Origin of the sequence: Gordonia sp. NPDC057258, from assembly GCF_042668985.1 — a bacterium.
GTDB classification, from domain to species: domain Bacteria; phylum Actinomycetota; class Actinomycetes; order Mycobacteriales; family Mycobacteriaceae; genus Gordonia; species Gordonia hongkongensis.
In genome coordinates, this window is the sequence record NZ_JBHUXZ010000011.1 from 1 (window position 1) to 24,875 (window position 24,875).

Consider the following 24,875-nt stretch of genomic DNA (forward strand, 5'->3'; position numbering starts at 1 on the left):
ATGGACGGCGGGCCCCGGTGGGTCGTTCTCAGATCAGGCGTCGGCCTTCACCGCGTCATCCTTGACCGCGTCGGGGGCGGGCGCGTCGGCCTTGTCGGCGTCGTCGTCGACCGGGACGAGGCTGATCTTGCCGCGCTCGTCGATGTCGGCGATCTCGACGCGGAGCTTGGAGCCCACGTTGACCACGTCCTCGACCTTGTTGATGCGCTTGCCCTTGCCGAGCTTCGAGATGTGCACGAGGCCGTCGCGACCCGGGAGCAGCGACACGAAGGCGCCGAATGCGGTGGTCTTGACGACGGTGCCCAGGAAGCGCTCCCCGACCTTGGGCAGCTGCGGGTTGGCGATCGCGTTGATGCGGTCGATCGCCGCCTGCGCGGACGGACCGTCGGCCGCGCCGACGAACACGGTGCCGTCGTCCTCGATGGAGACGTTGGCGCCGGTCTCCTCGGTGATGCCGTTGATCGTCTTGCCCTTCGGGCCGATCAGCTCGCCGATCTTGTCCATCGGGATCTTGATGGTGGTGATCCGCGGCGCGAACGGGCTCATCTCGTCGGGCTCGTCGATGGCCTCGGCCATGACGTCGAGGATGGTCAGTCGGGCGTCCTTGGCCTGGCTGAGCGCACCCGCGAGCACCTGCGACGGGATGCCGTCGAGCTTGGTGTCGAGCTGCAGGGCGGTCACGAAGTCCTTGGTGCCCGCGACCTTGAAGTCCATGTCGCCGAAGGCATCCTCGGCGCCGAGGATGTCGGTCAGTGCGACATAACGGGTTTCGCCGTCGACGGTGTCGGAGACGAGGCCCATGGCGATACCGGCGACCGGGGCGCGCAGCGGCACACCGGCATTCAGCAGCGACATGGTCGACGCACAGACCGAGCCCATCGAGGTCGAACCGTTGGAGCTCAGCGCCTCGGACACCTGGCGGATCGCGTACGGGAAGTCCTCGACGCTCGGCAGCACCGGCATCAGGGCACGCTCGGCGAGCGCACCGTGGCCGATCTCGCGACGCTTGGGCGATCCGACGCGACCGGTCTCGCCGGTCGAGTACGGCGGGAAGTTGTAGTGGTGCATGTACCGCTTGGACGTCTCGGGTCCGAGCGAGTCGATCTGCTGCGCCATCTTGACCATGTCGAGGGTGGTGACACCCATGATCTGGGTCTCGCCACGCTCGAACAGCGCACTGCCGTGGGCGCGCGGGATGATCGCGACCTCGGCCGAGAGGGCACGGATGTCGGTGATGCCGCGGCCGTCGATGCGGAAGTGGTCGGTCAGGATGCGCTGCCGGACGAGCTTCTTGGTCAGCGACCGGTAGGCCCCGCCGATCTCCTTCTCGCGGCCCGCGAACTGCTCGCCGAGCTGCTCGAGGACGTCGGCCTTGAGCTCGTCGGTCTTGTCGTCGCGCTCCTGCTTGCCGGCGATCGTCAGGATCTCCGACAGGCGATCGGTGGCGGCAGCCGCCACGGCGTCGTAGGCATCCGACTGGTATGCCGGATACAGCGGGAACTCGGCGGTCTCCTTGGCCGCGGCGGCGGCCAGGGACTTCTGCGCCTCGCAGAGGCGGGCGATGAACGGCTTGGCGGCTTCGAGGCCCTCGGCGACGATCGCCTCGGTCGGTGCCTGCGCGCCGCCGGCGATGAGGTCGATGACGTTGTCGGTGGCCTCGGCCTCGACCATCATGATCGCGACGTCGGCGCTGTCACCGGAGCCGGCGACGATGCGGCCCGCGACGACCATGTCGAACACGGCGCCCTCGAGCTGCTCGACGGTCGGGAACGCGACCCACTGGCCGGCCTTGTTCTCCTCGGTCGGGATGAGCGCGACGCGCACGCCGCCGACCGGACCGGAGAACGGGAGACCCGCGAGCTGGGTGGAGGCGGACGCGGCGTTGATCGCGACGACGTCGTAGAGGTCGTTCGGGTTCAGCGAGAGGACGGTCACGACGACCTGGATCTCGTTGCGGAGACCGTCGACGAACGACGGACGCAGCGGACGGTCGATGAGACGGCAGGTCAGGATCGCGTCGGTCGAGGGGCGGCCCTCGCGACGGAAGAACGATCCGGGGATGCGGCCGGCGGCGTACATCCGTTCCTCGACGTCCACGGTCAGCGGGAAGAAGTCGAAGTGCTCCTTCGGGTGCTTCGACGCCGCGGTGGTCGAGAGCAGCATGTTCTCGTCGTCGAGGTAGGCGGTCACCGAACCGGCGGCCTGCAGCGCGAGGCGTCCGGTCTCGAACCGGATCGTGCGGGTGCCGAAGCTCCCGTTGTCGATGACGGCGGTCGCCTCGGTGATCGCGTCGTCGTAGTCGTCGGCGAAGTCTTCGGTGGTGTTCACATCTGTCATGTGGGGTGGAATCCCTTCGTAGCGGCTGCCGGTGGCGGCCGTCTGACGCGGCCACGAGAAGGTGGCCGCTTGTGCGGTTGGGGGTGGCCTTCGCGGAGGTGCGCAGCACGAACTCACGTGTGACGTCGAGCGGGCTCGCACAGGAGCGCACGCGCGGATCGGACCTACCCAGAACGCGCCGAGAATGTGCGGCAGCACGGTGAATGGCGCAGCGTGTCTGCGCCGGCTGAGTGCTCAGACGGCCTTCGATCGAAGCGGCCGGAATCCTGCGCGCCCGAGGGTTGCCCGGGCGAGGGTTCCGGCGGCCACTACCGAGGACCGATCTGGCTGGTCGTTCCGCACTGCCTCGAGTTCCGGCACGATCCGTCTGTCAGCGTATCACCGCCGACTGTCGATACCTCAATACGACAACCCCCGATACGACAAACCGGCCGCCCCCGTTTCGGGGGCGGCCGGTGGAAGTCGGGAGATCAGCGACGCAGGCCGAGACGCTCGATGAGCGAACGGTAGCGGTTGATGTCGACCTTGGCGACGTACTTCAGCAGACGACGGCGACGGCCGACCAGCAGCAGCAGACCGCGGCGGCTGTGGTGATCGTGCTTGTGCTGCTTCAGGTGCTCGGTGAGGTCGGTGATGCGCTTGGTCAGCATCGCGACCTGGGCCTCGGGCGAGCCGGTGTCGGTCTCGTGCAGACCGTACTCGGCGAGGATTTCCTTCTTCTGCTCGACAGTCAAAGCCATGGAGATACTCCTGTTTCTCAGTACCGCGTCCGAAACAACCACGGTGCGCCACCGCGGACTGCAGCAACACCGACTGATCAGGCTACCGCCCGGGTGGCACCCGGCCCAAATCCACCGGGCTCAGCCCTCGGCCGCCGCCAGGATCTCGCGCGTCTTCGTCACGTCGTCGCCCATGGCGGTGATCAGGTCGTCGACCCCGTCGAACTGTTCCATCCCGCGGATGCGGTGCACGAAGTCGACGGCGACGTGCTGCCCGTAGAGGTCGGCGCTCTTGTCCAGGACGAACGCCTCGACCGTTCGGGTGCGGCCGGAGAAGGTGGGGTTGGTGCCGACCGACACCGCGGCCTGGTAGCGCTCCCCCGGTTCGACCTCGCCGACGACCGGACCCGCGCCCAGGATCGTGAACCAGGCGGCGTAGACCCCGTCGGCGGGGATCGCGGCGTACATCGGCGGGGCCACGTTGGCCGTCGGGTATCCGAGGTCGCGGCCACGGCCGTCGCCGCGCACCACCACACCCTCGACCCGATGCGGGCGTCCGAGCGCCTCGGTCGCGCGGTCGACGTCACCGGCCGCGACACACGAGCGGATGTAGGTCGACGAGAAGGTCACCGCATGTTCACCGAACAGCGAGACCGATTCCACCGAGAAGCCGAACTTCCCACCGAGTTCGGCGAGCTTGGCCACGTCGCCGGCCGCCTTGCGCCCGAACGTGAAGTTGTCGCCGACGACCACGACGGCCGCGTGCAACGTCTCCACGAGGATGTCGTGGGCGAAGTCCTTGGGCGACCGGGCGGCGAGTTCGGGTGTGAACGGCATGACGCAGAAGACGTCGATGCCGAGCTCCTCGGCCAGCTCGGCGCGTCGTGTCAGCGTCGTCAGTTGCGGCGGATGGGATCCCGGGCGGACCACCTCGGACGGGTGCGGGTCGAACGTCATCAGCACCGCCGGGACGCCGTGCTCCTTCGCCGCCTTCGTGGCGGCGTTGATGAGCTCGGCATGTCCCCGGTGAACACCGTCGAAGACACCTATGGTGACCACGCACCGTCCCCAGCCCGCGGGGATGTCGTCCAGACCTCGCCAACGCAACACGCGACCAGACTACGGGCACCCGGTGTTCCAAACCACCACCGCCACTCGCGTTTGCGGTGGGGTTAAGCTCTTGGTCATGCCTCGGGGAACGGATCGTCCGGTGACAGAACTGTCACAGGTGACCCAGGACTATCTGAAAGTGATCTGGACCAGCCAGGAGTGGGAAGACGTCAAGGTCACCACCAAGCTGCTGGCTCAATCCCTCGGCGTGTCCGCATCGACCGCGTCGGAGGCGATCCGCAAACTCGCCGACCAGGGCTTCGTCTCGCACGAACCGTACGGCGCGGTCACCCTCACCGCCGCGGGCCGGTCCGCGGCCATCCTGATGGTGCGCCGCCACCGGCTGATCGAGACCTTCCTGGTGCGCGAGTTGGGCTACCGCTGGGACGAGGTCCACGACGAGGCGGAGATCCTCGAACATGCGGTGTCCGACCGGCTGATGGCCCGGCTCGATGCGAAACTCGGCTTCCCCGACCGGGATCCGCACGGCGACCCGATTCCCGCACTCGACGGCTCGATCCCCGCACCGGACGCGGCACTCCTGGCCGACCTGGAGGTCGGGGCGTCGGGCGCCATCGCCCGGATCTCCGACACCGATCCCGAGATGCTGCGCTACTTCGACCAGGTGGGCGTCGCCCTCGACTGTGTGGTGACCGTCGCCGAGAAGCGCCCGTTCGCGGGCACGATCTCGGTGTCGCTCGACGACGGCGATCCCATCGACCTCGGCGACATCGCCGCGCGCGCCATCTTCGTCGTCCCGCGCGGCTGACCCGTTTCTTCGGCAGGGCGCGTCAGCGCAGGGTCGCCGGGCGCACCACCATCACCGAACTCGCGCGGCGACCCTTTTCCTGGATCAGCGCGATCGCCTGTTCCCGCGGATCGACGACGACATAGATCTCCTTGCGGCCGATCGGCTCCAGCCATCGACCCTGACTGATCGACTCGGCCTCGTCATCGTCGATGTCGCGGCGCGGGAACGAGATCTTGACCGCCTCGTCGATGTCGAGGCTGACGCGCGGCTCGTCGCGGACATCGTCGAGCGTCCGCGCATGGTCGAGGGTGAACGGGCCGACCGCCGTCCGCCGGAGTTCGGTCAGGTGCCCGCCGACCCCGAGCGCGGCGCCGAGATCGCGCGCCAGTGACCGGATGTACGTGCCCGACGAACAGTCAACGGCCACATCGAGATCGACGAACTCCGCATCGCGCCGGGCGTCGAGCAGCTCGAAGCGGGACACGGTGACCGGGCGCGGCGCGAGGTCGAAGTCGGCACCCGTCCGCACCAGTGCGTGCGCTCGCCGGCCGTCGACCTTGATGGCGCTGACCTTCGCCGGGACCTGCTGGATGTCACCAGTAAGATCGGCCATGGCCGTGGTGATGTCGGCGTCGAGGGCCCCGGATGCGTCTGCCGTATCGAGGATCTCGCCTTCGCGGTCGTCGGTCGTGGTGGACGCGCCGAGTCGGATCGTCGCCGTGTACGACTTCGTCGTCAGCGACAGCAGTCCGAGAAGCTTTGTGGCCCGCTCGATCCCGACGACCAGGACCCCGGTGGCCATCGGGTCGAGGGTGCCGGCGTGCCCGACGCGGCGGGTGTTGAAGATCTTCCGGCATCGGGAGACGACATCGTGGCTGGTCATCCCGGCCGGCTTGTCGACGACGAGCAGGCCGGCGTTCTCGATGGTTGCGTCGGCCACGTCAGGTCAGCGCGATCGTGGTGGTGATGATACCGCGCTCGACCAGCCAGCGTCCGGAGAACTCCAGCAGCGGCGGCCCACCGTCGGCGGCGGCCGGGTCGATGAGGATGCGGGAGGTGAACGTCCCCGACGTCGGGGTGGACTGTTCGAAGGTGATGTGCGCGTCCTCGAAACCCAACCAGCGCTTGGCGACCGGGAACCAGGCCTTGTAGGTGGCCTCCTTCGCACAGAACAGCAGACGGTCCCAGTGCAGGTCACCCGACCGGGTCGCGAGCACCTCGCGCTCGGCGGGCAGGCTGGTGTGCTCGAGCACACCGTCGGGCAGGCTGTCGTGCGGCTCGGCGTCGATACCGAGGGAACGCACCGACATCGCGTAGGCGACCGTCGCGGCGCGATAACCGTCGCAGTGGGTGAGGCTGCCCACGATCCCGGCCGGCCACACGGGTGCCCCCTTGTCCCCCTTGAGGATCGGGACGGGCTCGTAACCCAGCTCCCCCAGCGCCTGCCGGGCGCAATGCCGAACGGTGGTGAACTCGCGACGACGCTTCTCCACCGCGCGCGAGATCAGGCTCTGCTCGGCCGGCAGCAGGACGAGATCCGGCGGATCGGCGAACGCCTCCGCCGAGGCGACGCCGGCCGGCAGGAGCTGTTCGATCATCGGTTGTCCTCTCGCGCTTGCCGTTCGGCTTGCCGCTCGGCCTGTCGTGTTCGTCGTTCCGCCTGCCGCTGCTCGACCCGCTGCCGGAACTCGGCGGCCCGTTCGGCGTAGTCGGGCGGCAGGTCGAACCGGACTCCGTGCTCGGGCAGATCGGACGCACCGAGCCCGTCTCCGGGAACGATGTTGCGCATCAATGGGTTCGGGAGTCCGCGGCGCTTCCACTCCCGCGGGTAGCCGACCGACACCTCCTCGAACCGGATGCCGTCGTACCAGGTGGTCCGGGGGATGTGCAGGTGCCCGTACACGCAGCACGCTGCGTTGAACTCGGTGTGCCAGTCCGCGGTCAGCTCGCTGCCGCACCACAGCGCGAACTCCGGATAGATGAGCGCGTCACACGGTTCGCGGCGCAGCGGCCAGTGGTTGATGAGGACCGTCTTCTCGGCGGGGTCGATGGCCTGCAGCCGACGCCGGGTGATCTCGATCCGCGCCCGACCCCAGGCGTCCCGGGTCGGGAACGGCTCGGACGACAGCAGGAACTCGTCGGTGGCCACCACATTGCGTTCCCGGGCGAGCGCGAGCGCGGTCAGTTTGTTGGCCGTGCCCTCCGGGCGGAAGGTGTAGTCGTACAGCAGGAACATCGGGACCACGCGGACGGGATCGGAGCCATCGCCCGGATCGAACAGCGGGTAAATGTCCTCCGGGGTCACCACGCCGATGTCGCGGCAGGCCTGGACGAGGTAGTCGTACCGCGCGACCCCGAACACCTGCAGCGGATCCTTCGCCGTCGTATACAGCTCGTGGTTGCCCGGGACCCACACGACGGTGGCGAACCGAGCCCGCAGACGACGCAGGGTGTCGACGATGTCGTCGGTGCGTTCGGCGACGTCACCGGCGACGATGAGCCAGTCGTCCGGCGAGGTCGGCCGGATGCTGTCGATGATGTGCTCGTTGCCCCGATGCGCGATGTGCAGATCGCTGATCGCCCACAGAGTAGCCACGAGGATCCATCGTGCCAGAGGATCGCGATCAGGCGCGGACCGCACCTGCCCGGCGCCATCGCCCCGAGCGGATCCGCCACACCACGGTGGCCAGACGCACGAGCATGAACACCACCAGGCCGGACCACACACCCGCGAGTCCCCAGTCGAACACGAGCGACAGCCAGATCAGCGGCAGGAACCCGATGAGGGCGCCGGCGAGGGTCGCGGTGCGCAGGAAGGCGGCGTCGCCGCTGCCGAGGAGCACGCCGTCGAGCGCGAAGACCACGCCGGCGATCGGCAACATGCCGACGAAGAACCACCAGGGCACCCCGACGGCGTCGAGGACGGCGGCGTCGGAGGTGAAGATACGCGGGATCAGCGTCGCACCGGCCGCGAAGAGGGCAGCCATCGCGGTGGCGGCGACCACGGACACCGCGGTGACGCGCCGGGCGACGGAGTCGGCTGCGCCGAGTCGTCCCGCTCCCAGCGCCGCGCCCACCAGCGCCTGGGCGGCGATGGCCACCGAGTCGAGGAACAGAGCCATGAACTCCCACAGCTGCAGCACGAGCTGGTGCGCCGCCACCTGGGCGACCCCGAATCGCGCCGCGACCGCGGCCGCCGAGACGAAGCAGATCTGGAACGACAGACTGCGCACGATGAGATCCCGCGCCATGACCAGTTGCGCGCGGATGATCGACCAGTCGGGTGCGAAGGCGCGCGAGCCGGGCCCGTGGCCGGCACCCACGGCGACCCGCCGTGCCTCGCGGACCACCCGCACGGCGAACAGCACGCCCGTCACACCCTGTCCGATCACGTTGGCCACCGCGCTGCCGTCGAGACCGAGACGCGGGAACGGGCCGACGCCGTGGACCAGTCCGACGACGAGGACCGCGGCGAGGGACAACCCGACCACGACGTAGACGACGGGACGACGAGTGTCCTGGACGCCGCGCATCCACCCGTTCCCGGCCATCGACAGCAGGATCAGCGGGACGCCGAACATCGCGATCCGCAGCCAGCCCGCCGCGTCCTCGGCCACCGCGGCGGACTCCGGCGAGGACGTCCCGACCAGCAGACGCATCACGACCGGGGCGCACGGGTAGGCGACGGCGACGATCGGGACGCCGACCGCCACCGCGATCCAGCTCGCCTGTACGCCTTCGACGACGGCGCCGGGCCGGTCACCGGAGCCGAAGCGACGCGCGGAGCGGGCGGTGGTGCCGTAGGACAGGAAGGTCAGCTGCGTGCTGACGATCGAGAGCACCAGGGTGCCGACGCCGAGAGCGGCCAGTTGTTCGCCGCCGAGGCGTCCGACGACCGCCAGGTCCAGCAGGAGGTACAGCGGCGGCGCGATGAGGACGGCGAGAGCCGAGACGGTGAGGGTGGCGATGCGTGCCACGCCCGGGGCGTCCCCGGCGTCCGGCTCCGACGCGAGGCTCAGAGCGACTCCAGCAACCTGGCGACCACCTCGTCGGCGGTACCGGTGTCGCTGTACCCGGAGGCCTGACGATGCCCGCCGCCGCCGTGCGCCCGGGCGATCGGTACGAGATCGACGATGTCCTTGGACCGCAGCGAGACCGTCCAGACACCCGGCTCGCCCTCCTTGAACACCGCTGCCACCTCGGCCTCACGGGCGGTCCGGATGGTGTCCACGACGCTCTCGGACTCCTCCCAGCTCATCCCGGCCAGCGCCTGCTGGTCGACCACGGCGTACACCAGACCCTCACCGTCGCAGGCGGTCGGTACGAGCTGCGCCGACGCCAGGACACCCGACATCATCGAGAACCAGGCGAACGGATGGGAGTCGAACAGGATCCGGCTCCACTTCCGTGTGTCGACGCCGGTCTCCAGGAGCCGGGCCGCGACCCGGAACGACGCCGGACGGGCCCAGCGGAACGAGCCGGTGTCGGTGCTGAGGCCGGCGTAGACGCAGGTGGCGATGTCGGCGTCGAGTTCGACACCCAGGTCGTCGAGGACGTCGAGCACCAGCACGGCGGTGCAGTCGGCGGCCGGGTCCACCAGGTCGAGATCGCCGAAACCGGGGTTCGACGCGTGGTGGTCGATGACGATCGAGGTCTGCGCCGCGGTGAACGTCTCACCGAGCGAGTCCAGCCGCTCGAGGTTGGCGGCGTCGACCGCGACCACCAGTGGGTGTCCGACGACCTGCGCGGGAGCGCACAGCAACTTGCCACCGGGCAGCCCGGCGAGCGACGCCGGGAGCTGTTCGGTCCCCGGGTAGGAGACCTCGACGTCGACGCCCCGGCGGTCGAGTGCCAGCCCCAGCGCCAGACCGCTGCCGATCGTGTCCGCATCGGGGCGGACATGACAGCAGATGGTCACCGCGGTCGCGGAGGCCAGCGTCGCGGCGATCGCCGCACTCGACGAACTGCTCACTCGCGGGTACCGGTGGTGTCGTCGTCCGCCGAGCGGTACGGGTCGGACTCCCCCGCCGGCTTCGCCTCGGCAGCGCGTCGGGCGACGAGTTCGTCGTTCGCGCGGGCGCGGGCGACGAGCTCCTCCATCTGACGCGCGGCATCGGGAACCGTGTCGAGTACGAAGCGCAGGGTCGGGGTGAAGCGCACCCCGGTACCCGCACCGACCTTCGACCGCAGCACGCCGGTCGCCTTCGCCAGACCCGCGGCCGCGGCCTCGAAGTCGGGTTCGGCGTCGATGGATTCACCCATCACGGTGTAGTAGATCGTCGCATCGTGGAGATCGTTGGTCACCCGGGCATCGGTGACCGTCACATACGCCAGTCGCGGATCCTTGATCTCGTGCGCGATCGCCGACGCGACGATCGACGAGATCCGCTTGGCCAGGCGCTGAGCCCGTGCCGGATCTGCCATTCCAGGACTCCTTCCATAGCGCTGCGTGGGGGGCGGCCCCGGGCCCGGGGGGGCCCCCCCCCCCCCGGGGGGGGGAAAACAAACCCCCCCCCCCCCCCCCACCCCAAACACCGCGCGGCGTGCGCGCCGACGGCCGACGGGGCGGCGCCCACCACAGCTGTCGAGATGTCGTACGAGGGTGGTCGTCGCCGCGATCAGTCGCGCGGCTTCTCCCGCAGCTCGTAGGTCTCGATCACGTCGTCCACCTTGATGTCCGAGTAGGTCAGCGTGAGACCACATTCGTAGCCTTCGCGAACCTCGGTGGCATCGTCCTTCTCACGCTTGAGCGACGACACGGTGAGGTTCTCGGCGACCACCACGTTGTCGCGCAGCAGGCGGGCCTTGGCGTTACGCCGCATGATGCCCGACTGCACGAGGCAACCGGCGATGTTGCCGACCTTCGACGACTTGAAGATCGCGCGGATCTCGGCGCGGCCGAGCTCCACCTCTTCGTAGATCGGCTTGAGCATGCCCTTGAGCGCGCTCTCGATCTCGTCGATGGCCTGGTAGATCACCGAGTAGTACCGGATGTCGACGCCCTCGCGGTTGGCCAGCTCGGTGGCCTTGCCCTCCGCCCGGACGTTAAAGCCGATGATGATCGCATCCGAGGCCGCGGCCAGGTTGACGTTGGTCTCGGTGACGCCACCGACACCGCGGTCGATGATCCGCAGCGAGACCTCGTCGCCCATCTCGATGTTCAGCAGGGCCTCTTCGAGGGCCTCGACCGTACCCGAGTTGTCACCCTTGAGGATGAGGTTGAGCTGGCTGGTCTCCTTGAGAGCCGAATCCAGGTCTTCCAGGCTGATCCGCTTGCGGCTGCGTGCCGCCAGCGCGTTGCGCTTGCGCGCGTTGCGCCGGTCGGCGATCTGCCGGGCGATGCGGTCCTCCTCGACCACGAGCAGGTTGTCGCCTGCGCCGGGGACCGAGGTGAAGCCGATGACCTGGACCGGACGCGACGGCAGCGCCTCGGGGACGTCGTCGCCGTGTTCGTCGACCATGCGTCGGACACGTCCGTAGGCGTCGCCGGCGACGATCGAGTCGCCGACCTTGAGCGTGCCGCGCTGGACCAGCACGGTCGCCACCGGGCCGCGGCCGCGGTCGAGGTGCGCCTCGATGGCGACACCCTGGGCGTCCATGTCCGGGTTGGCACGCAGGTCCAGCGACGCGTCCGCGGTGAGCAGGACGGCCTCGAGCAGCGCGTCGATGTTCTCGCCCTGCTTGGCCGAGATGTCGACGAACATGGCGTCGCCGCCGTACTCCTCGGGGACCAGACCGTATTCGGTCAGCTGCCCGCGGATCTTCTGCGGGTCGGCGCCTTCCTTGTCGATCTTGTTCACCGCGACCACGATCGGCACGTCGGCCGCCTGGGCGTGGTTGACCGCCTCCACCGTCTGCGGCATGACGCCGTCGTCGGCCGCGACCACGAGGATCGCGATGTCGGTCGCCTTGGCGCCTCGGGCACGCATGGCGGTGAACGCCTCGTGACCCGGGGTGTCGATGAAGGTGATCAGGCGATCCTCACCATTGAGGTGGGTGTTCACCTGGTAGGCACCGATGTGCTGCGTGATGCCGCCGGCCTCGCCCTCCCGGACGTTGGCCTTACGGATCGTGTCGAGCAGTCGGGTCTTACCGTGATCGACGTGGCCCATGACGGTGACCACCGGCGGACGCTGTTCGAGGTCTTCCTCGCCGCCCTCGTCCTCGCCGTAGGTGAGGTCGAAGCTGTCGAGCAGCTCGCGGTCCTCGTCCTCGGGGCTGACCACCTGGACGCGGTAGTTCATCTCCGAGCCGAGCAGCTCGAGCGTCTCGTCGTTGACCGACTCGGTCGCCGTCACCATCTCGCCGAGGTTGAACAGCGCCTGGACCAGCGAAGCCGGGTTGGCGTCGATCTTGTCGGCGAAGTCGGACAGCGATGCACCGCGGGCGAGACGGATGATCTCGCCGTTGCCGCGCGGCAGCCGGACGCCACCGACGGCCGGTGCCTGCATGTTCTCGTACTCGGCGCGTTTCGCCCGCTTCGACTTGCGACCACGGCGCGGTGCACCACCGGGACGACCGAAGGCGCCTGCTGCGCCGCCGCGTCCACGGCCGCCACCGCCACCGCCGCCGGGACGTCCGCGGAAACCGCCACCGGGAGGTCCTCCGGGTGCACCGGCTCCGCCGCCACCGCCGCGGTAACCACCGCCGCCGCCGGGGCCACCACGGCCTCCGCCGGCACCGCCGCGACCACCCGGACGGGCGTCAGGACGGGCCGCACGCGACGGCATCGCGCCGGGACTCGGGCGCGGGGGCATGTTGCCGGGATTGGGACGGGGACCGCCCTGGCCGGGAGCGGGACGACCGCCACCGGGACGCGGACCACCCTGGCCGGCAGCGCCGGGACGGCCACCGCCGGGACGCGGACCGCCCTGACCCGGTCCGGGACGGGCAGCCGGACGCGGCGCGGGCGCCGGTGCCGACGAATACGGGTTGTTGCCCACCCGCGGCGTACGCGGACCCGGCTTCGGGCCGGGACGCGGACCCGGGCTCGACGTGGGGGCAGACGGTGCTGCCGACGCGGCCGGGGCCTGCGGCGCCGGTGCCGCGGGAGCGGGACGCGGGCTGGGACGTTCCGCCGCGGGGGCGGGCGCCGGGGCCGGGGTCTCCGCCGGTGCGGGTGCGGGCTTGGGTGCGCCCGGCTTCGGCGCGTTGGTGCGCGGGCCGGGGCTCGGACGGTCGGCGACCGGCGCCGACGGGGTTGCGGGTGCACCGGGCTTCGGTGCGTTCGTGTTGCCGGACGGCTTGGGTCCGGGCTTGGCGCTCTGGCGCGGGCCGGGGGCCGGGGACGACTTGGAGTCCTTGGCTCCCCCGTCCTTGCCGGGGAACGATTCACGCAGTCGACGGGCCACGGGGGCCTCCACCGTCGACGACGCCGATTTGACGAACTCGCCCTGCTCCTTCAGACGCTCGAGCACCTGCTTGCTCGTGACGCCGAGCTCTTTGGCCAGTTCGTGCACGCGGGCTTTGCCTGCCACTGCTCTCCTCACTTGGAGGCCAAGCGGCTCACCCGCTACGGCCTCGATTTAAGTCCGGTACATGCTCATCGTGACTTCACGGTGTGCTCATGTCTTCTGCTACCTGTTCCGGCTCCGGGGAGCCATCCTCTGGTGGGTGATCGCGCCGAGCTGTTCGGTGAGATCGTCCGGGTCCACGGTCAGACCGGGGGTCCGGAGTGCCGCGGCGAAGGCCCGGCGTCGCGTCGCGGTGGAGATGCACTCCGACCGCGCGTGCAGCCACGCGCCTCGTCCCGGCATGGTCTTCGCGGGATCGACCACGACTGTCGGGGTGTCACCGCACAGCTGTGCGACGACACGGACCAACTCGCCGGCCTCTGCCCGCTGCCGGCAACCGATGCACATCCGGATGGGTGTGCCGCCGGCTGGCGAACGGGGGGCGGATCGCTGAACCATCGATCAGTCTAGCGCGAGCGGGCCCGGCGGGGACAATCGGCCGCTGCGCGTCACTCCGGCCCGCCCTCGGCCGCCGGCGCGGCGTCGGACCGGATGTCGATCCGCCACCCCGTGAGCCGGGCCGCGAGCCGGGCATTCTGGCCCTCTTTGCCGATGGCCAGCGACAGCTGGTAGTCCGGCACGATGACCCGCGCGGCCTTGGCGGCGGCGTCGACCACCGTCACCGAGACAACCTTCGCGGGCGACAACGCATTCCCGACGAAGACCGCCGGGTCGGTGTCGAAGTCGATGATGTCGATCTTCTCGCCGGCGAGTTCGCTCATCACGTTCCGTACGCGCTGGCCCATCGGACCGATGCACGCGCCCTTCGCGTTGAGGCCGGCCACGCCGGTGTGCACCGCGATCTTCGACCGGTGGCCGGCCTCGCGCGCCACGGCGACGATCTCGACGCTGCCGTCCTCGATCTCGGGCACCTCGAGGGAGAACAATTTCCTCACCAGGTTCGGGTGGGTCCGGGACAGGGTGATCTGCGGACCGCGGGGTCCGCGGCTCACGCCGACGACGTAGCACTTGATCCGGTCGCCGTGGGTGTAGACCTCGCCGGGCACCTGCTCGGCGGGCGGGATGATCCCCTCGGTGGAATTGGCGTCGCTGCCGATCTGGACGACGACCATCCCGCGTGCATTGGCGCGCGAGTCCTGCTGCACGACGCCGCCGACGATCTCACCCTCGTGGGCGACGAGGTCGCCGAAGTTCTTCTCGTTCTCGGCGTCGCGCAGGCGCTGGAGGATGACCTGCCGTGCGGTCGTCGCCGCGATGCGGCCGAAACCCTCGGGGGTGTCGTCCCATTCGTGGACGACGTTCCCATCCTGGTCGACCTCCTGCGCCATCACGCGGACGGCGCCGGACTTGCGGTTGACGTCGACACGGGCGTGCGGCGCGAAACCGTCGGTGTGGCGGTAGGCCGTCAGCAAGGCGGTCTCGATGGCGGTGATGACGGTCTCGATCGAGATGCCCTTGTCGGCCTCGATCATGCGCAGGGCGGCGATGTCGATGTTCATGTCGTCGGTCTCCTATTCACTTGTCGTGTTCATTTGTGGTGTTCAGTTGTCGCGCGGCGGGGGCGCGGCGCGCTTCGATCTCGTCGGGTTCGAGGCCGCACAGTTCGAGCTCGCGGACGCTCGGCTGAGAGAAATCCACCTGCACCACGGCTTTGGTCACCGAGGCGAGGTCGACGGTCTCCACCGCGATCCGCCCCTTGTGGTTCGCGACCACCTCGACCGCCGGCGCCGGGTCGTCGAGCAGCCTGCCGATGCGTCCGGCGACGGTGCGCGGCTGCGATCCGGGTCCGCCGTCGACCTCCACGACGACGCGCCGACCGGTGTTGCGACGCCAGTGCCGGGGCAGGGTCAGCGGGCTGTCGACGCCGCGCGAGGTGACCTCGAGCACATAGGCGAGGTCGGCGAAGTCGGGCGTGGCGTCGAGGAGGTCGGAGATCTCGGTGCTGAGTCCGGCGAGGACGTCGAGGTCGCTGCCACCGTCGCGGTCGACCACGATCGACAGTTCCTCCTGGCCGTCCCGGCTGCGCACCGTGATGTCCTCGAGGTCGAATCCCCGCTCGGCGACGAGCTTTTCGACGAGTTCGCGCACCTGCGTCGGGCTGATCGGCATGCCACTCCCCTCGTCTTCAGTTGTCGGGCCGTGCCGGGTCTCGCACGACGTTGCTCCGAACATCCTAGTGGATCGATCGCGCGGAGAACTGCTGGCATGATGTCCCGGGTGAGCATGCCCCCGATCGAGCGACGGACCCTGCGGCACCCGATCGACCGGCGCACCGCCTTGCGCGGCGGACTCCTCGCGGGCGCCGTCGTCGTCGGTGCCGGGGCGGCCGGCGTCGGACTGACCGGTTGCGATTCGTCGCCCTCCGCGGAGACCCTGCTGGCCGAGAGCCTGGTGCCCCTGGTGCGCTCGGCGTCCGCGGACGAGAGCACCGCGCGCGCCCTGGTCGCCGTCGAGCCCGCCTACGCCACCGCACTCGGTGTCGTGGCCGATCAGCGCGCCCAGCACGCTCGCGCACTGCGCGAGGAGATCATCCGGCTCGACCAGGAGGTGGCGGCGACACTCGACCGTCCCGCCACCTCGGCGACCGCCTCGACATCCCCTGCGGGTGCCCCACCGGCGGCGCCGTCCCTCGCTCGACTGCGCGTCGATCTCGACGCCGCGGCCGGGCAGGCCCGCCGGGTCGCGCTCGGCGCCGCCGGGTACGCAGCCGGGCTGACCGGGTCGGTCGCCGCGGCCGTCACTTCGATGCGAGAGGTGCAACTGGCATGACGTCCCCCGTGAACACACCGGCGTCGAACTCACCGGCCGCGCAAGCAGATCCCGACGACCCGCTGGTCGTCGCCGCCGAGACCGAGAACGCCGCGATCTTCACCTACGGCGTCATCACCGCCTTCGTCGCCGCCTCCCGTCGACGCACCGTCGCCGAGTACGCCGACGCCCATCGCGCCCGACGCGACGAGATCGACCGGACGATCGAGGCGGCGGGGAACACGCCGCCGCTGGCGGCCGCCGGCTACACGCTGCCGATCGAGGTCACCGACCCGACCACGGCGGCCCGCGCCGCGCTCGGCGCCGAGAACGACTGTGCGAGCGCCTATCGTGCGTTGCTGGAGCAGGCCGACGACGAGACCGGACGCCGGATCGGCGCCGACGGGCTGTCGGACAGCGCGGTGCGCGCCGCGCGCTGGCGGGTGGCTCTGCAGGAGAGCCCGGTCACGGTGGCGTTCCCCGGCTCCCCCGCGGACGGCTGAGCCGCCTCAGCCGCGGGCGGCCGCCACCACCGCGTCGACCGCGGTGTCGACCGCGACCTCGGTGGCCTCACCGGTGAAGCGGTCGCGGATCTCGATGGTGCCGTTGGCATATCCGCGCCCGACGACCACCACGGTCGGCATCCCCAGGAGTTCGGCGTCCTTGAACTTCACTCCGGGCGACGCCTTCCGGTCGTCCAGGAGCACCGCGAGACCGGCCGCGTCGAGGTCGGCGGCGAGCTGCTCGGCGCCGGCGACGGCGGCCTCGTCCTTGTTGGCGATGACGAGGTGAACCGCGAACGGCGCCACCGACTTCGGCCAGCGCAGGCCCTTGTCGTCGTGGGACTGCTCGGCGATGACCGCGACGAGACGCGACACCCCGACACCGTAAGAACCCTGGGTCAGGCGGACCGGCTTGCCGTTCTCGCCGAGGACGTCCACCTCGAAGGCGTCGGTGTACTTCTGGCCGAGCTGGAAGATGTGCCCGATCTCGATGCCCTTGGCGCTCACCAGGGGTCCGGCGCCGTCCGGCGACGGATCGCCGTCGCGGATCTCGGCGGCCTCGACCGTCCCGTCGGGCGTGAAATCGCGGCCGGCGACGAGTCCGACGTAGTGCCGGCCCGGCTCATCGGCGCCGGTGATCCAGGAGGTCCCCTCGACCACCCGCGGATCGACGAGGTAGCGGATGCCGTTGTCGGCCAGCGCCTTCGGTCCGATGTATCCCTTGACCAGGAACGGGTTGGCGGCGAAGTCGGCGTCGGTGAGCAATTCGACCTCGGCGGGTTCGACGGACGCCTCGAGACGCTTGAAGTCGACCTCGCGATCGCCCGGAACACCGATGCCGGTGATCTCCCAGTCACCGCCCGGCACACGGAGTTTCACGAGCACGTTCTTGAGGGTGTCGGCGCCGGTGTACTGCCCGTCGAGCGTCGCGTTCGCCCAGTCGACCAGGCTGTCGATCGTCGGGGTACCGGGCGTGTCGTGGACGACCGCCGCGGGCAGGTCGTCGTAGGGCAGCGGGTCGGGCGCGCGGGTGATGACCGCTTCGACGTTGGCGGCGTAGCCGGATTCGACGCAGCGCACGAACGTGTCCTCGCCGACCGCCGACTCGGCCAGGAACTCCTCGGAGGCGCTGCCACCCATCGCGCCGGAGGTCGCGGCGACGATGACGTACTCGATCCGCAACCGCTCGAAGATCTTCTGATACGCCTCACGGTGCGCGTTGTAGGCGGTCTTGAGTCCGTCGTCGTCGAGGTCGAAGGAGTAGGCGTCCTTCATCACGAACTCACGTCCGCGGAGGATGCCCGCGCGCGGCCGTTCCTCGTCGCGGTATTTGGTCTGGATCTGGTAGAGGATGACCGGCATGTCCTTGTACGACGAGTACTCGCCCTTGACCAGCGTCGCGAACAGTTCCTCATGGGTCGGGCCGAGGAGCATGTCGGCACCCTTGCGGTCCTTGAGGCGGAAGAGCGAGTCGCCGTATTCGGTCCAGCGGTTGGTGGTGTCGTAGGGCTCGCGGGGCAGCAGGGCGGGCAGCAGGATCTCCTGGCCGCCGATGGCGTTCATCTCCTCGCGGACGACGTTCTCGATCGCCTTCAGCACGCGTAGACCGAGCGGCAGCCACGAGTACACACCGGGCGCGACTCGGCGGATGTAGCCGGCTCTGACCAGCAGCTTGTGGCTGGGGACCTCCGCGTCGGCGGGGTCGTCGCGCAGGGTCCGCAGGAACAGGGTCGACATGCGTGTGATCACGACCAACCAGCTTAGTTATGGTGTTGCGGTGCTCGTCATCCTGCCTCCCTCCGAAACAAAATCCGACGGCGGGCGCGGCGCTCCCCTGGATCTCGACACGCTGTCCTTCCCCGAGCTGAACCCGGTCCGCAAGCAGGTCGCCGACGCGCTCGTCGCCCTGGCCGACGACCTCGAGGCCAGTCGTACCGCGCTCGGGCTCGGCGCCACCCAGCTCGACGAGGTCGACCGCAACGCCGACCTGTGGCTGTCCCCCACCCGGCCGGCTCTCGAGCGCTACACCGGCGTCCTCTACGACGCCCTCGATCACCGGTCGCTGACTCGGGCAGGCAAGACCAAGGCCGCCGACCGGCTGGCGATCGGGTCGGCGCTGTTCGGTGTCGTGCGGGCACCGGATCCGATTCCGGCGTACCGGCTCTCGGGCGGTTCCAAGCTGCCCGGCATGCCCACGCTGGCGGCGCTGTGGAAGCCGGAGCTGTCCCCCGCACTGGACGCGGTCGACGATTTCGTCGTGGACCTGCGCTCGGGCGTCTACCACCAACTCGGACCGGTACGGGGTGCGGTGACGGCGACCGTCATGACCGAACAACCGGACGGCTCACGCAAGGTGGTGAGCCACTTCAACAAACACTACAAAGGTCTGATGGCCCGCGAGCTGGTCCGCACGCGCCGCACCGTCCGCGACATCGACGGACTGGCCGCGGTCCTCGCCGACGCCGGGCAGCGGGTCGAGATCGAAGCGCCGGACCGCATCGTCGTACTGACCGACTGACCCGGCACCGAGGTCCGCGACGCTACTGCGCGTCGAAGTCGAAGAGGGTTGCGCCACCGGGCTCCACGGTCTGCAGGACGGTCGCCCGCCGCGGCGTCACCCGGTAGACGTACCAGGGCGGCGGGCCGGCCGACGGCGCACTGAAGTCGGCGGTCAGCGCGGCACCCGACTCGTCGACGCGGCACGGCCACCCGTCGCTCACCCACAGCTCCAGCTCCGCCATCTCGGCGACGACGGCGGGCTCGGTGACCAGGTTCGCGTCGCCCTCGACCACCAGGTCGGCCTCGTCGAGTGCCACCGACAGGGTGCAGCGCGGGTCGCGGGCGAGGTTGCGCGCCTTCCGGGTCGACGGACCGGTCTCCAGCCATATCGCGTCCCGATGCCACAGCGCCCCGATGCCGGTGACGTGCGGGCTGCCGTCGGCGTTGATCGTGGCGATCCACCACGTGTGCCGGTCGGGCCCACCGGTCCCGGGTGCCTGGGACACCCCGGCGGTCAGTCGGGCCGCGACGGGCTGCCAGTCGAGCGTGCCGATGTCGTAGAGCTCAGCGAGATTCTTGGCCTCCATAGCGGGACCGACCGTGCGTCCGCCCGGAATTCATCGCCGGGTGTCGGACCCCGGGGTGCTCGTATCGGCGTCGAGCCCGGCGTCGGCGGCTTCCTGGGCGGCCTGTCCCTCGGCGACCTGCTCCGGCGTGAACCGCATGAACAACACCACGACCGCGGCGAGGACGGCGATGCCCGCGCAGGCGGCGAAGGCCAGCCCGTAACCCTCGGCCTGCGCGGCGAGCTGGGTGGGGTTCATCGTCTCGACCGGCGCGGTGGTGCCGCCTTTCGACAGCGCGCGCGAGGTGACCATCGCACCGACGACGACCAGGCCGACGGCCCCGCCGAGGTTCTGTGCGACCTGCGCGAGCGCGGTCAGGGGGCCGATCTCGGTGGTGCCCACCCCGGCCACCACGGACAGGGTCAGCGGGATGACCGCCAGACCGACGCCGAAGCCGATCACGACGACGGGGACGAAGATGCTCGGGAAGTAGTCCGGTGAGTCGGTCGCGATCGACGATGCGTAGAGGCAGCCGACGAGGATCACCGCGCCGCCGACCAGGACGAGCCAGCGCGGCTGGATCATCAGCGCCAGCTTCGACGCGATCGCCGCGGCGATGCCCAGCCCGAACGCGAACGGCACGACCGCGAGCCCGCTCTGGATCGGCGAGTACTGCAGGATGCCCTGCAGGTACAGCGAGATGAACACCGCCATGCACATCATGATCATGCTGGCGAGCAGGATGGCGAGCAGGGCTGCGACGCGTGAGCTGTTGTCGAAGAGGGAGAACGGCAGCAGTGGGTTCCGGGCGCGCCGTTCGACCACGATGAACGCGGCCAGGGCGAGGGCGCCGAGGATGAACGAGCCGACCACGACCGGCGCCGTCCAACCGTTGGGCCCCTCGTTCACCGCGAGCACCAGCAGGGTGCAACCGAGGGTGCCGAGGACCGCGCCGGGCACGTCGAGGGGCAGCCGCTCACCCTGGGATTCCCGCAGCGCGACGATCGCCCCGACGACGACGATCAGACCGATCGGCACGTTGATGAGGAAGACCAAGCGCCACGACAGCTCGGTCAGCACCCCGCCGAGGATGAGCCCGGCGACCGATCCCACGCCGGTCATGGCCGCGTAGACCGCGAAGGCCTGACTGCGCGGTTTGCCGGGCGCGAAGGTGGTGGCGACCAGCGCCATGGCGGTGGGCGCCGCGATCGCCGCCGACGCGCCCTGCAGGGCCCGGCCGGCGAGGAGGCTCGCCTCGTTCCAGGCCAGTCCGCACAGCAGCGAGGTGAGGGTGAAGGCGACCACGCCGACGATGAACATCCGCTTGCGGCCGAACGTGTCACCGAGACGGCCGCCGAGGAGCATGAGACCGCCGAACGCCAGCACGTAGCTGCTGATGACCCAATTGGCGCTGGACTCCGAGAGCGTGAGCGCGTCGCGGATGCTCGGGAGCGCCAGCGCGGCCACGGTGCCGTCGAGCACGACGAGCAACTGCATCCCGGACAGCACCAGGATCGGCAGGCCGAAGACCGGACGGAACTGCTCGCTGTTCCCCGTTCCTGTGTTCACCGTTCCAGTGTTCACGGTTCCGGTGTTCGCAGCTCCGGGAGTCGACATAGTGAACGACCGTACCGGCCGATCGCCGGGACATGCCAATCTGCGTTGATTCGGTCTGGGTATCTGTTCAGGCGCCCTCGGTGAACGCGGCCACGTCGCCGATGACGACGATCGCGGGCGGACGCAGCCCCTGCGCCTCCGCGACCTCGCCGGCGTGGGCGAGATCGGTACGCAGCAGACGCTGGGTCGGCAGGGATCCGTTCTCGATCATCGCGACCGGGGTGTCGGGCCGCCGGCCGCCGTCGAGCAGTGCGTCGGCGAAGACCTCGACGCGTTCGACCGCCATCATCAGGACCAGGGTGCCACGCAGCTTGCCCATCGCCGACCAGTCGATCAGCGAGTCGGGGTGGCCGGGCGGCACGTGGCCCGAGGCGATCACGACCTCGTGGGTGACGCCGCGGTGCGTCACCGGGATGCCCGCCGATGCCGGTGCGGCGATCGAGCTGCTGATCCCCGGCACCACGGTGACCGGGACCCCGGCGGCCACACAGGCCTGCAGTTCCTCGAAACCCCGCCCATAGACATAGGGGTCGCCGCCCTTGAGGCGGACCACGAACTTGCCCTCCTTGGCCTTCTCCACGAGGACGTCGTTGATGGCTTCCTGCTTCATCGCGCGGCCGTAGGGCACTTTGGCGGCGTCGATCACCTCGACCTGCGGGCCGAGTTCGGCGAGCAGTTCGGGGGGCGCGAGCCGATCGGCCACCACCACGTCGGCCTCGGCGAGGAGCCGTTGGCCGCGGACGGTGATCAGGTCGGGGTCGCCCGGACCGCCACCGACGAGGGCCACGCCCGCGGCGTGCGGGGCGGCGTCGTCGACACTCAGCGACCCCTCGGCGAGGGCACGACTCATCGCGGCGCGGAGTGCGGCCGACAGTTTGTGGTCGCCGCCGGCGAGGACGCCGAACTGGACGTCGCGGTGACGGCCGGATGCCGGGGTGACGGCGGTGCCGTGGCGGGCGTCGTCGGCCCGGACACAGAACGTGTGCCTGCGCTCGGCCTCGGCCACCACCGCCTCGTTGACGGCGGGATCGTCGGTGCAGGCCATCGCGTACCAGGCGCCCTCCAGATCACCGTCGGCGTAGCGGCGCTGGGTGACGGTGATGCCGGTGAAGGATTCGACGGCCGGGGTGGGATCGAGCGCGATGACGTGCACGTGGGCACCCGCGGCGACCAGATTGGGCAGCCGCCGCTGCGCGACGGACCCGCCGCCCACCACGACGACCTTGCGTCCGCGGAGGTCGAGGCCGACCAGGTAATGCCCCTCGCCGGAGGGGAAGGCGTCGGGCCCGGGGACGTGCGGGGGTCCTGGGACATTCGACCCCGATACATTCGACCCCGGGATATTCGACACGGCGGAGGCAGGCTCGGACATGGGAGCTGACCTTACCGGGACAGCTGATCTAGAGCGGCAACTCACCCGTCCGGCGGACGTGGGCCCACACATCGGCAGCCGGGACACCGAGCCGGTGGGCCGCGGACTGCAGCAGCGCCCCGAGCAGGCTCGACGTGCAGAACGCGGCATCCAGCGAGTCGTCGGCGTTGATCCGGATCTGGTTCCACCACAGCGGGTTCCGGTCCGCGGCGGCCTCGGCCATGGCGATCGCGGTGGCGAAACCGGCAGGGGCGGAAGCGGCCATCCGAGCGCCGGTCCCCCTCACGTCGGTCACGGTCACGTCGGTCACGGTCACGTCGGTCACGGTCACGTCGGTCACCGGGCCCGCAGTTCCCGTGCGTGCTGGCGCTGCAACGCCCGCTCCCGCGACTCCTCGAACTTGCGCACCTTGACGTCCATCTCCTCCAGGAACTCCGCGAGGCGTTCGCGGTAGTGCTCGCCGACCGGCCCGAAGTCGTCGCGCTCGAAGATGCGCCACTTCCGCAGCACGGGCATGACGACATCCGACATGTGTTGCGGCAGATCGTAGATGCCGCCCTTGGCGATCAACACGGCGTTGCGCCGGAAGTTCGGCATGGTCGCGCCGGGCATCTGGAAGTTGGTCACGATCGCGTGGATGGCGGCCATGGTCTGGTCGGGAACGAGGTCGAGCGCGCCGGCGACGATGTTGCGGTAGAAGAGCATGTGCAGGTTCTCGTCGGCCGCGACACGTTGCAGCATGCGGTCGGCGATCGGGTCCCCGCATGCCTTCCCGGTGTTGCGGTGCGAGACCCGGGTGGCCAGTTCCTGGAAACTGACGTACGCGACCGCGAACAGCATGTCGAAGCTGTGGTCGCGCTGCCCGTCGTCGTCGGGCAGCGGGTTGAACCCCGACGTCATGTGCGCCATGCGTATCTCTTCGAGCTCGACCGGGTCGACACCGCGGGTCACCACCAGGTAGTCGCGCATCACGATCGAGTGGCGGTTCTCCTCGGCCGTCCAGCGCCCCACCCACCAGCCCCAGGCATCGTCGAGGGTGAAGTTGTCGGCGATCACCCGGTGGTACGACGGCAGGTTGTCCTCGGTGAGCAGATTGGTGATCATCGCGGCCTTGGCGACATCGGAGAGGCGCGACTGCGACGGATCCCAGTCGAGTCCGCCGAGAGCCGCGAAGTTGCGTCCGTCGTCCCAGGGCACGTAGTCGTGCGGGTGCCAGTCGCGCGTCATCTTCATGTGCCGCTCGACCTCGGTCTCGCACACGGGCAGCAGTTCACGCAGTAGATCCGAACCGGTCATGCCGCGGTCGGCGGGTTCGGCGTCGGGGGGTCCGATGAGGGTGGTCACGTGCTCTCCTGATCACAGCGGGGTCGTACCATCCACTCTGCGCGGCGGGACGGGTGGTGCTCGTGAGGCGAAGGTCCCGCCTGTATGGGGTCCGACGTCGCGACTTCCCGACGCCGCACATCCGGTACTTTCAGACCCATGTCCCCTGTCACGACCGATTCGGCCACCACCGATCCGACCCCGTCCCCGAATCCGGTCCGCGCCTACCTCGTCGACGACCACGAGCTCGTCCGGCGCGGTCTGCGCGACCTGCTCGGGACCGCCGGCGACATCGAGGTGGTGGGCGAGGCGGCCTCGGTCGGCGAGGCCCTCGTCGGCATCCTGGCGACCAAACCCGATGTCGCCGTGCTCGACGTCCGGTTGCCCGACGGCAACGGGGTCGAGCTGTGCCGGGACGTCCGCGCCGCCGAACCGGGGATCAAGTGCCTGATGCTCACGAGCTACGCCGACGACGACGCGCTGCTCGCCGCGGTCCTCGCCGGCGCCTCGGGTTTCGTGCTCAAACAGATCCTGGGGCACAACCTGGTCGCCGCGGTCCGGACCGTCGGCCGGGGCGGTTCACTGCTCGACGATCGGTCCACGGCGGCCCTGCTCGCCAAGCTGCGCAACGAGAAGCAGACCGAGAAGGATCCGCTCGCCGAGCTCACCCATCAGGAGCGCGAGGTGTTCGCCCTGATCGGCGAGGGCCTGACCAATCGCCAGATCGCCGGCCGGATGTTTCTGGCGGAGAAGACGATCAAGAACTACGTGTCCCGCATCCTGGGCAAGCTGGACATGCAGCGACGCACCCAGGTCGCCGTGATGGCGACCAGACTCCGCGACGGCAAGGAGTGAG

The 24,875-nt window shown here is 69.8% G+C and carries 24 protein-coding genes; 5 read left to right on the plus strand and 19 right to left on the minus strand.

Features of this window, described 5'->3' with window-relative positions; translation table 11 throughout:
• Nucleotides 1–33: 33 nt before the first annotated feature.
• The 3 genes from ACFUEJ_RS10185 to ACFUEJ_RS10195 form a co-directional block, all read right to left on the minus strand.
• Nucleotides 34–2,337 carry a polyribonucleotide nucleotidyltransferase gene (locus tag ACFUEJ_RS10185; RefSeq protein ID WP_058250140.1) on the minus strand — a complete coding sequence of 768 codons (2,304 nt, stop codon included), beginning with the start codon at nt 2,335–2,337 and terminating at the stop codon, nt 34–36.
• Nucleotides 2,338–2,807: 470 nt separating this feature from the next.
• The gene (gene rpsO, locus ACFUEJ_RS10190) at nt 2,808–3,077 is read right to left on the minus strand and encodes a 30S ribosomal protein S15 (RefSeq protein ID WP_004021887.1); all 270 of its coding nucleotides are present in this window, start codon (nt 3,075–3,077) and stop codon (nt 2,808–2,810) included.
• 120 nt (nt 3,078–3,197) lie between these two features.
• Nucleotides 3,198–4,166 carry a bifunctional riboflavin kinase/FAD synthetase gene (locus tag ACFUEJ_RS10195; RefSeq protein WP_078112280.1) on the minus strand — a complete coding sequence of 323 codons (969 nt, stop codon included), beginning with the start codon at nt 4,164–4,166 and terminating at the stop codon, nt 3,198–3,200.
• A 100-nt stretch (nt 4,167–4,266) separates the two neighbouring features.
• On the opposite strand from ACFUEJ_RS10195, the gene ACFUEJ_RS10200 reads away from it, so the two are divergent.
• Entirely contained in the window at nt 4,267–4,935 is a 669-nt protein-coding gene (locus tag ACFUEJ_RS10200; protein ID WP_082652845.1) for a metal-dependent transcriptional regulator, read from the plus strand.
• A 22-nt stretch (nt 4,936–4,957) separates the two neighbouring features.
• Here ACFUEJ_RS10200 and truB read toward each other — a convergent pair whose 3' ends face one another.
• The 10 genes from truB to rimP form a co-directional block, all read right to left on the minus strand.
• Nucleotides 4,958–5,857 (minus strand): tRNA pseudouridine(55) synthase TruB, encoded by a 900-nt coding sequence (gene truB, locus ACFUEJ_RS10205; protein ID WP_259937589.1) that lies wholly within the window; start codon nt 5,855–5,857, stop codon nt 4,958–4,960.
• 1 nt (nt 5,858) lies between these two features.
• On the minus strand, nt 5,859–6,515 hold the full coding sequence (locus ACFUEJ_RS10210; RefSeq protein ID WP_058250136.1) for a 4'-phosphopantetheinyl transferase: 657 nt from the start codon (nt 6,513–6,515) through the stop codon (nt 5,859–5,861).
• Entirely contained in the window at nt 6,512–7,513 is a 1,002-nt protein-coding gene (locus ACFUEJ_RS10215; RefSeq protein WP_175404254.1) for a metallophosphoesterase, read from the minus strand. Before ACFUEJ_RS10215 ends, ACFUEJ_RS10210 begins: the two co-directional genes overlap by 4 nt.
• Before the next feature lie 28 nt (nt 7,514–7,541).
• Nucleotides 7,542–8,894, minus strand: a complete 1,353-nt coding sequence (locus tag ACFUEJ_RS10220; RefSeq protein ID WP_175404253.1) for an MATE family efflux transporter — start codon at nt 8,892–8,894, stop codon at nt 7,542–7,544.
• A gap of 38 nt (nt 8,895–8,932) precedes the next feature.
• Entirely contained in the window at nt 8,933–9,889 is a 957-nt protein-coding gene (locus ACFUEJ_RS10225) for a bifunctional oligoribonuclease/PAP phosphatase NrnA (protein ID WP_058250134.1), read from the minus strand.
• Nucleotides 9,886–10,341 (minus strand): 30S ribosome-binding factor RbfA, encoded by a 456-nt coding sequence (rbfA, locus tag ACFUEJ_RS10230; protein ID WP_065628950.1) that lies wholly within the window; start codon nt 10,339–10,341, stop codon nt 9,886–9,888. Before rbfA ends, ACFUEJ_RS10225 begins: the two co-directional genes overlap by 4 nt.
• 194 nt (nt 10,342–10,535) lie before the next feature.
• Nucleotides 10,536–13,394: a translation initiation factor IF-2 gene (infB, locus tag ACFUEJ_RS10235; RefSeq protein ID WP_272499192.1), complete on the minus strand. Its 2,859-nt coding sequence runs from the start codon at nt 13,392–13,394 to the stop codon at nt 10,536–10,538.
• A gap of 99 nt (nt 13,395–13,493) precedes the next feature.
• Complete coding sequence (locus ACFUEJ_RS10240; protein ID WP_058250131.1) at nt 13,494–13,778, minus strand: YlxR family protein; 285 nt, start codon at nt 13,776–13,778, stop codon at nt 13,494–13,496.
• A gap of 101 nt (nt 13,779–13,879) precedes the next feature.
• Nucleotides 13,880–14,890, minus strand: coding sequence for a transcription termination factor NusA (gene nusA, locus ACFUEJ_RS10245; RefSeq protein ID WP_058250130.1), 1,011 nt, complete (start codon nt 14,888–14,890; stop codon nt 13,880–13,882).
• A 16-nt stretch (nt 14,891–14,906) separates the two neighbouring features.
• Nucleotides 14,907–15,500, minus strand: a complete 594-nt coding sequence (gene rimP / locus ACFUEJ_RS10250) for a ribosome maturation factor RimP (RefSeq protein WP_165630191.1) — start codon at nt 15,498–15,500, stop codon at nt 14,907–14,909.
• A 96-nt stretch (nt 15,501–15,596) separates the two neighbouring features.
• Between rimP and ACFUEJ_RS10255 the strand changes: the two genes are divergently transcribed.
• Entirely contained in the window at nt 15,597–16,160 is a 564-nt protein-coding gene (locus tag ACFUEJ_RS10255; protein WP_058250128.1) for a hypothetical protein, read from the plus strand.
• Entirely contained in the window at nt 16,157–16,642 is a 486-nt protein-coding gene (locus ACFUEJ_RS10260) for a ferritin-like domain-containing protein (protein WP_159370651.1), read from the plus strand. The genes ACFUEJ_RS10255 and ACFUEJ_RS10260 overlap by 4 nt, the downstream gene beginning before the upstream one ends.
• Nucleotides 16,643–16,648: 6 nt before the next feature.
• Here ACFUEJ_RS10260 and ACFUEJ_RS10265 read toward each other — a convergent pair whose 3' ends face one another.
• Nucleotides 16,649–18,379 carry a proline--tRNA ligase gene (locus tag ACFUEJ_RS10265; protein ID WP_388029215.1) on the minus strand — a complete coding sequence of 577 codons (1,731 nt, stop codon included), beginning with the start codon at nt 18,377–18,379 and terminating at the stop codon, nt 16,649–16,651.
• Between ACFUEJ_RS10265 and yaaA the strand changes: the two genes are divergently transcribed.
• Nucleotides 18,378–19,160, plus strand: coding sequence for a peroxide stress protein YaaA (gene yaaA / locus ACFUEJ_RS10270; protein ID WP_388029067.1), 783 nt, complete (start codon nt 18,378–18,380; stop codon nt 19,158–19,160). The genes ACFUEJ_RS10265 and yaaA overlap by 2 nt on opposite strands.
• A 22-nt stretch (nt 19,161–19,182) precedes the next feature.
• Here yaaA and ACFUEJ_RS10275 read toward each other — a convergent pair whose 3' ends face one another.
• The 5 genes from ACFUEJ_RS10275 to ACFUEJ_RS10295 all read right to left on the minus strand — a co-directional run bounded on the left by ACFUEJ_RS10275 (nt 19,183) and on the right by ACFUEJ_RS10295 (nt 24,040).
• On the minus strand, nt 19,183–19,728 hold the full coding sequence (locus tag ACFUEJ_RS10275; protein WP_068971273.1) for a pyridoxamine 5'-phosphate oxidase family protein: 546 nt from the start codon (nt 19,726–19,728) through the stop codon (nt 19,183–19,185).
• Between the two features lie 30 nt (nt 19,729–19,758).
• The gene (locus tag ACFUEJ_RS10280; protein ID WP_176455899.1) at nt 19,759–21,204 is read right to left on the minus strand and encodes a DHA2 family efflux MFS transporter permease subunit; all 1,446 of its coding nucleotides are present in this window, start codon (nt 21,202–21,204) and stop codon (nt 19,759–19,761) included.
• Between the two features lie 187 nt (nt 21,205–21,391).
• Entirely contained in the window at nt 21,392–22,696 is a 1,305-nt protein-coding gene (gene cobA / locus ACFUEJ_RS10285) for a uroporphyrinogen-III C-methyltransferase (protein WP_277243936.1), read from the minus strand.
• A gap of 28 nt (nt 22,697–22,724) precedes the next feature.
• Nucleotides 22,725–22,961 (minus strand): hypothetical protein, encoded by a 237-nt coding sequence (locus tag ACFUEJ_RS10290; protein ID WP_277244019.1) that lies wholly within the window; start codon nt 22,959–22,961, stop codon nt 22,725–22,727.
• Between the two features lie 71 nt (nt 22,962–23,032).
• Nucleotides 23,033–24,040 (minus strand): acyl-ACP desaturase, encoded by a 1,008-nt coding sequence (locus tag ACFUEJ_RS10295; protein ID WP_058250123.1) that lies wholly within the window; start codon nt 24,038–24,040, stop codon nt 23,033–23,035.
• A gap of 138 nt (nt 24,041–24,178) precedes the next feature.
• On the opposite strand from ACFUEJ_RS10295, the gene ACFUEJ_RS10300 reads away from it, so the two are divergent.
• A complete protein-coding gene (locus ACFUEJ_RS10300; RefSeq protein ID WP_226513099.1) occupies nt 24,179–24,874 on the plus strand; it encodes a response regulator transcription factor in 696 nt (231 codons plus the stop codon).
• Nucleotide 24,875: the final 1 nt, after the last annotated feature.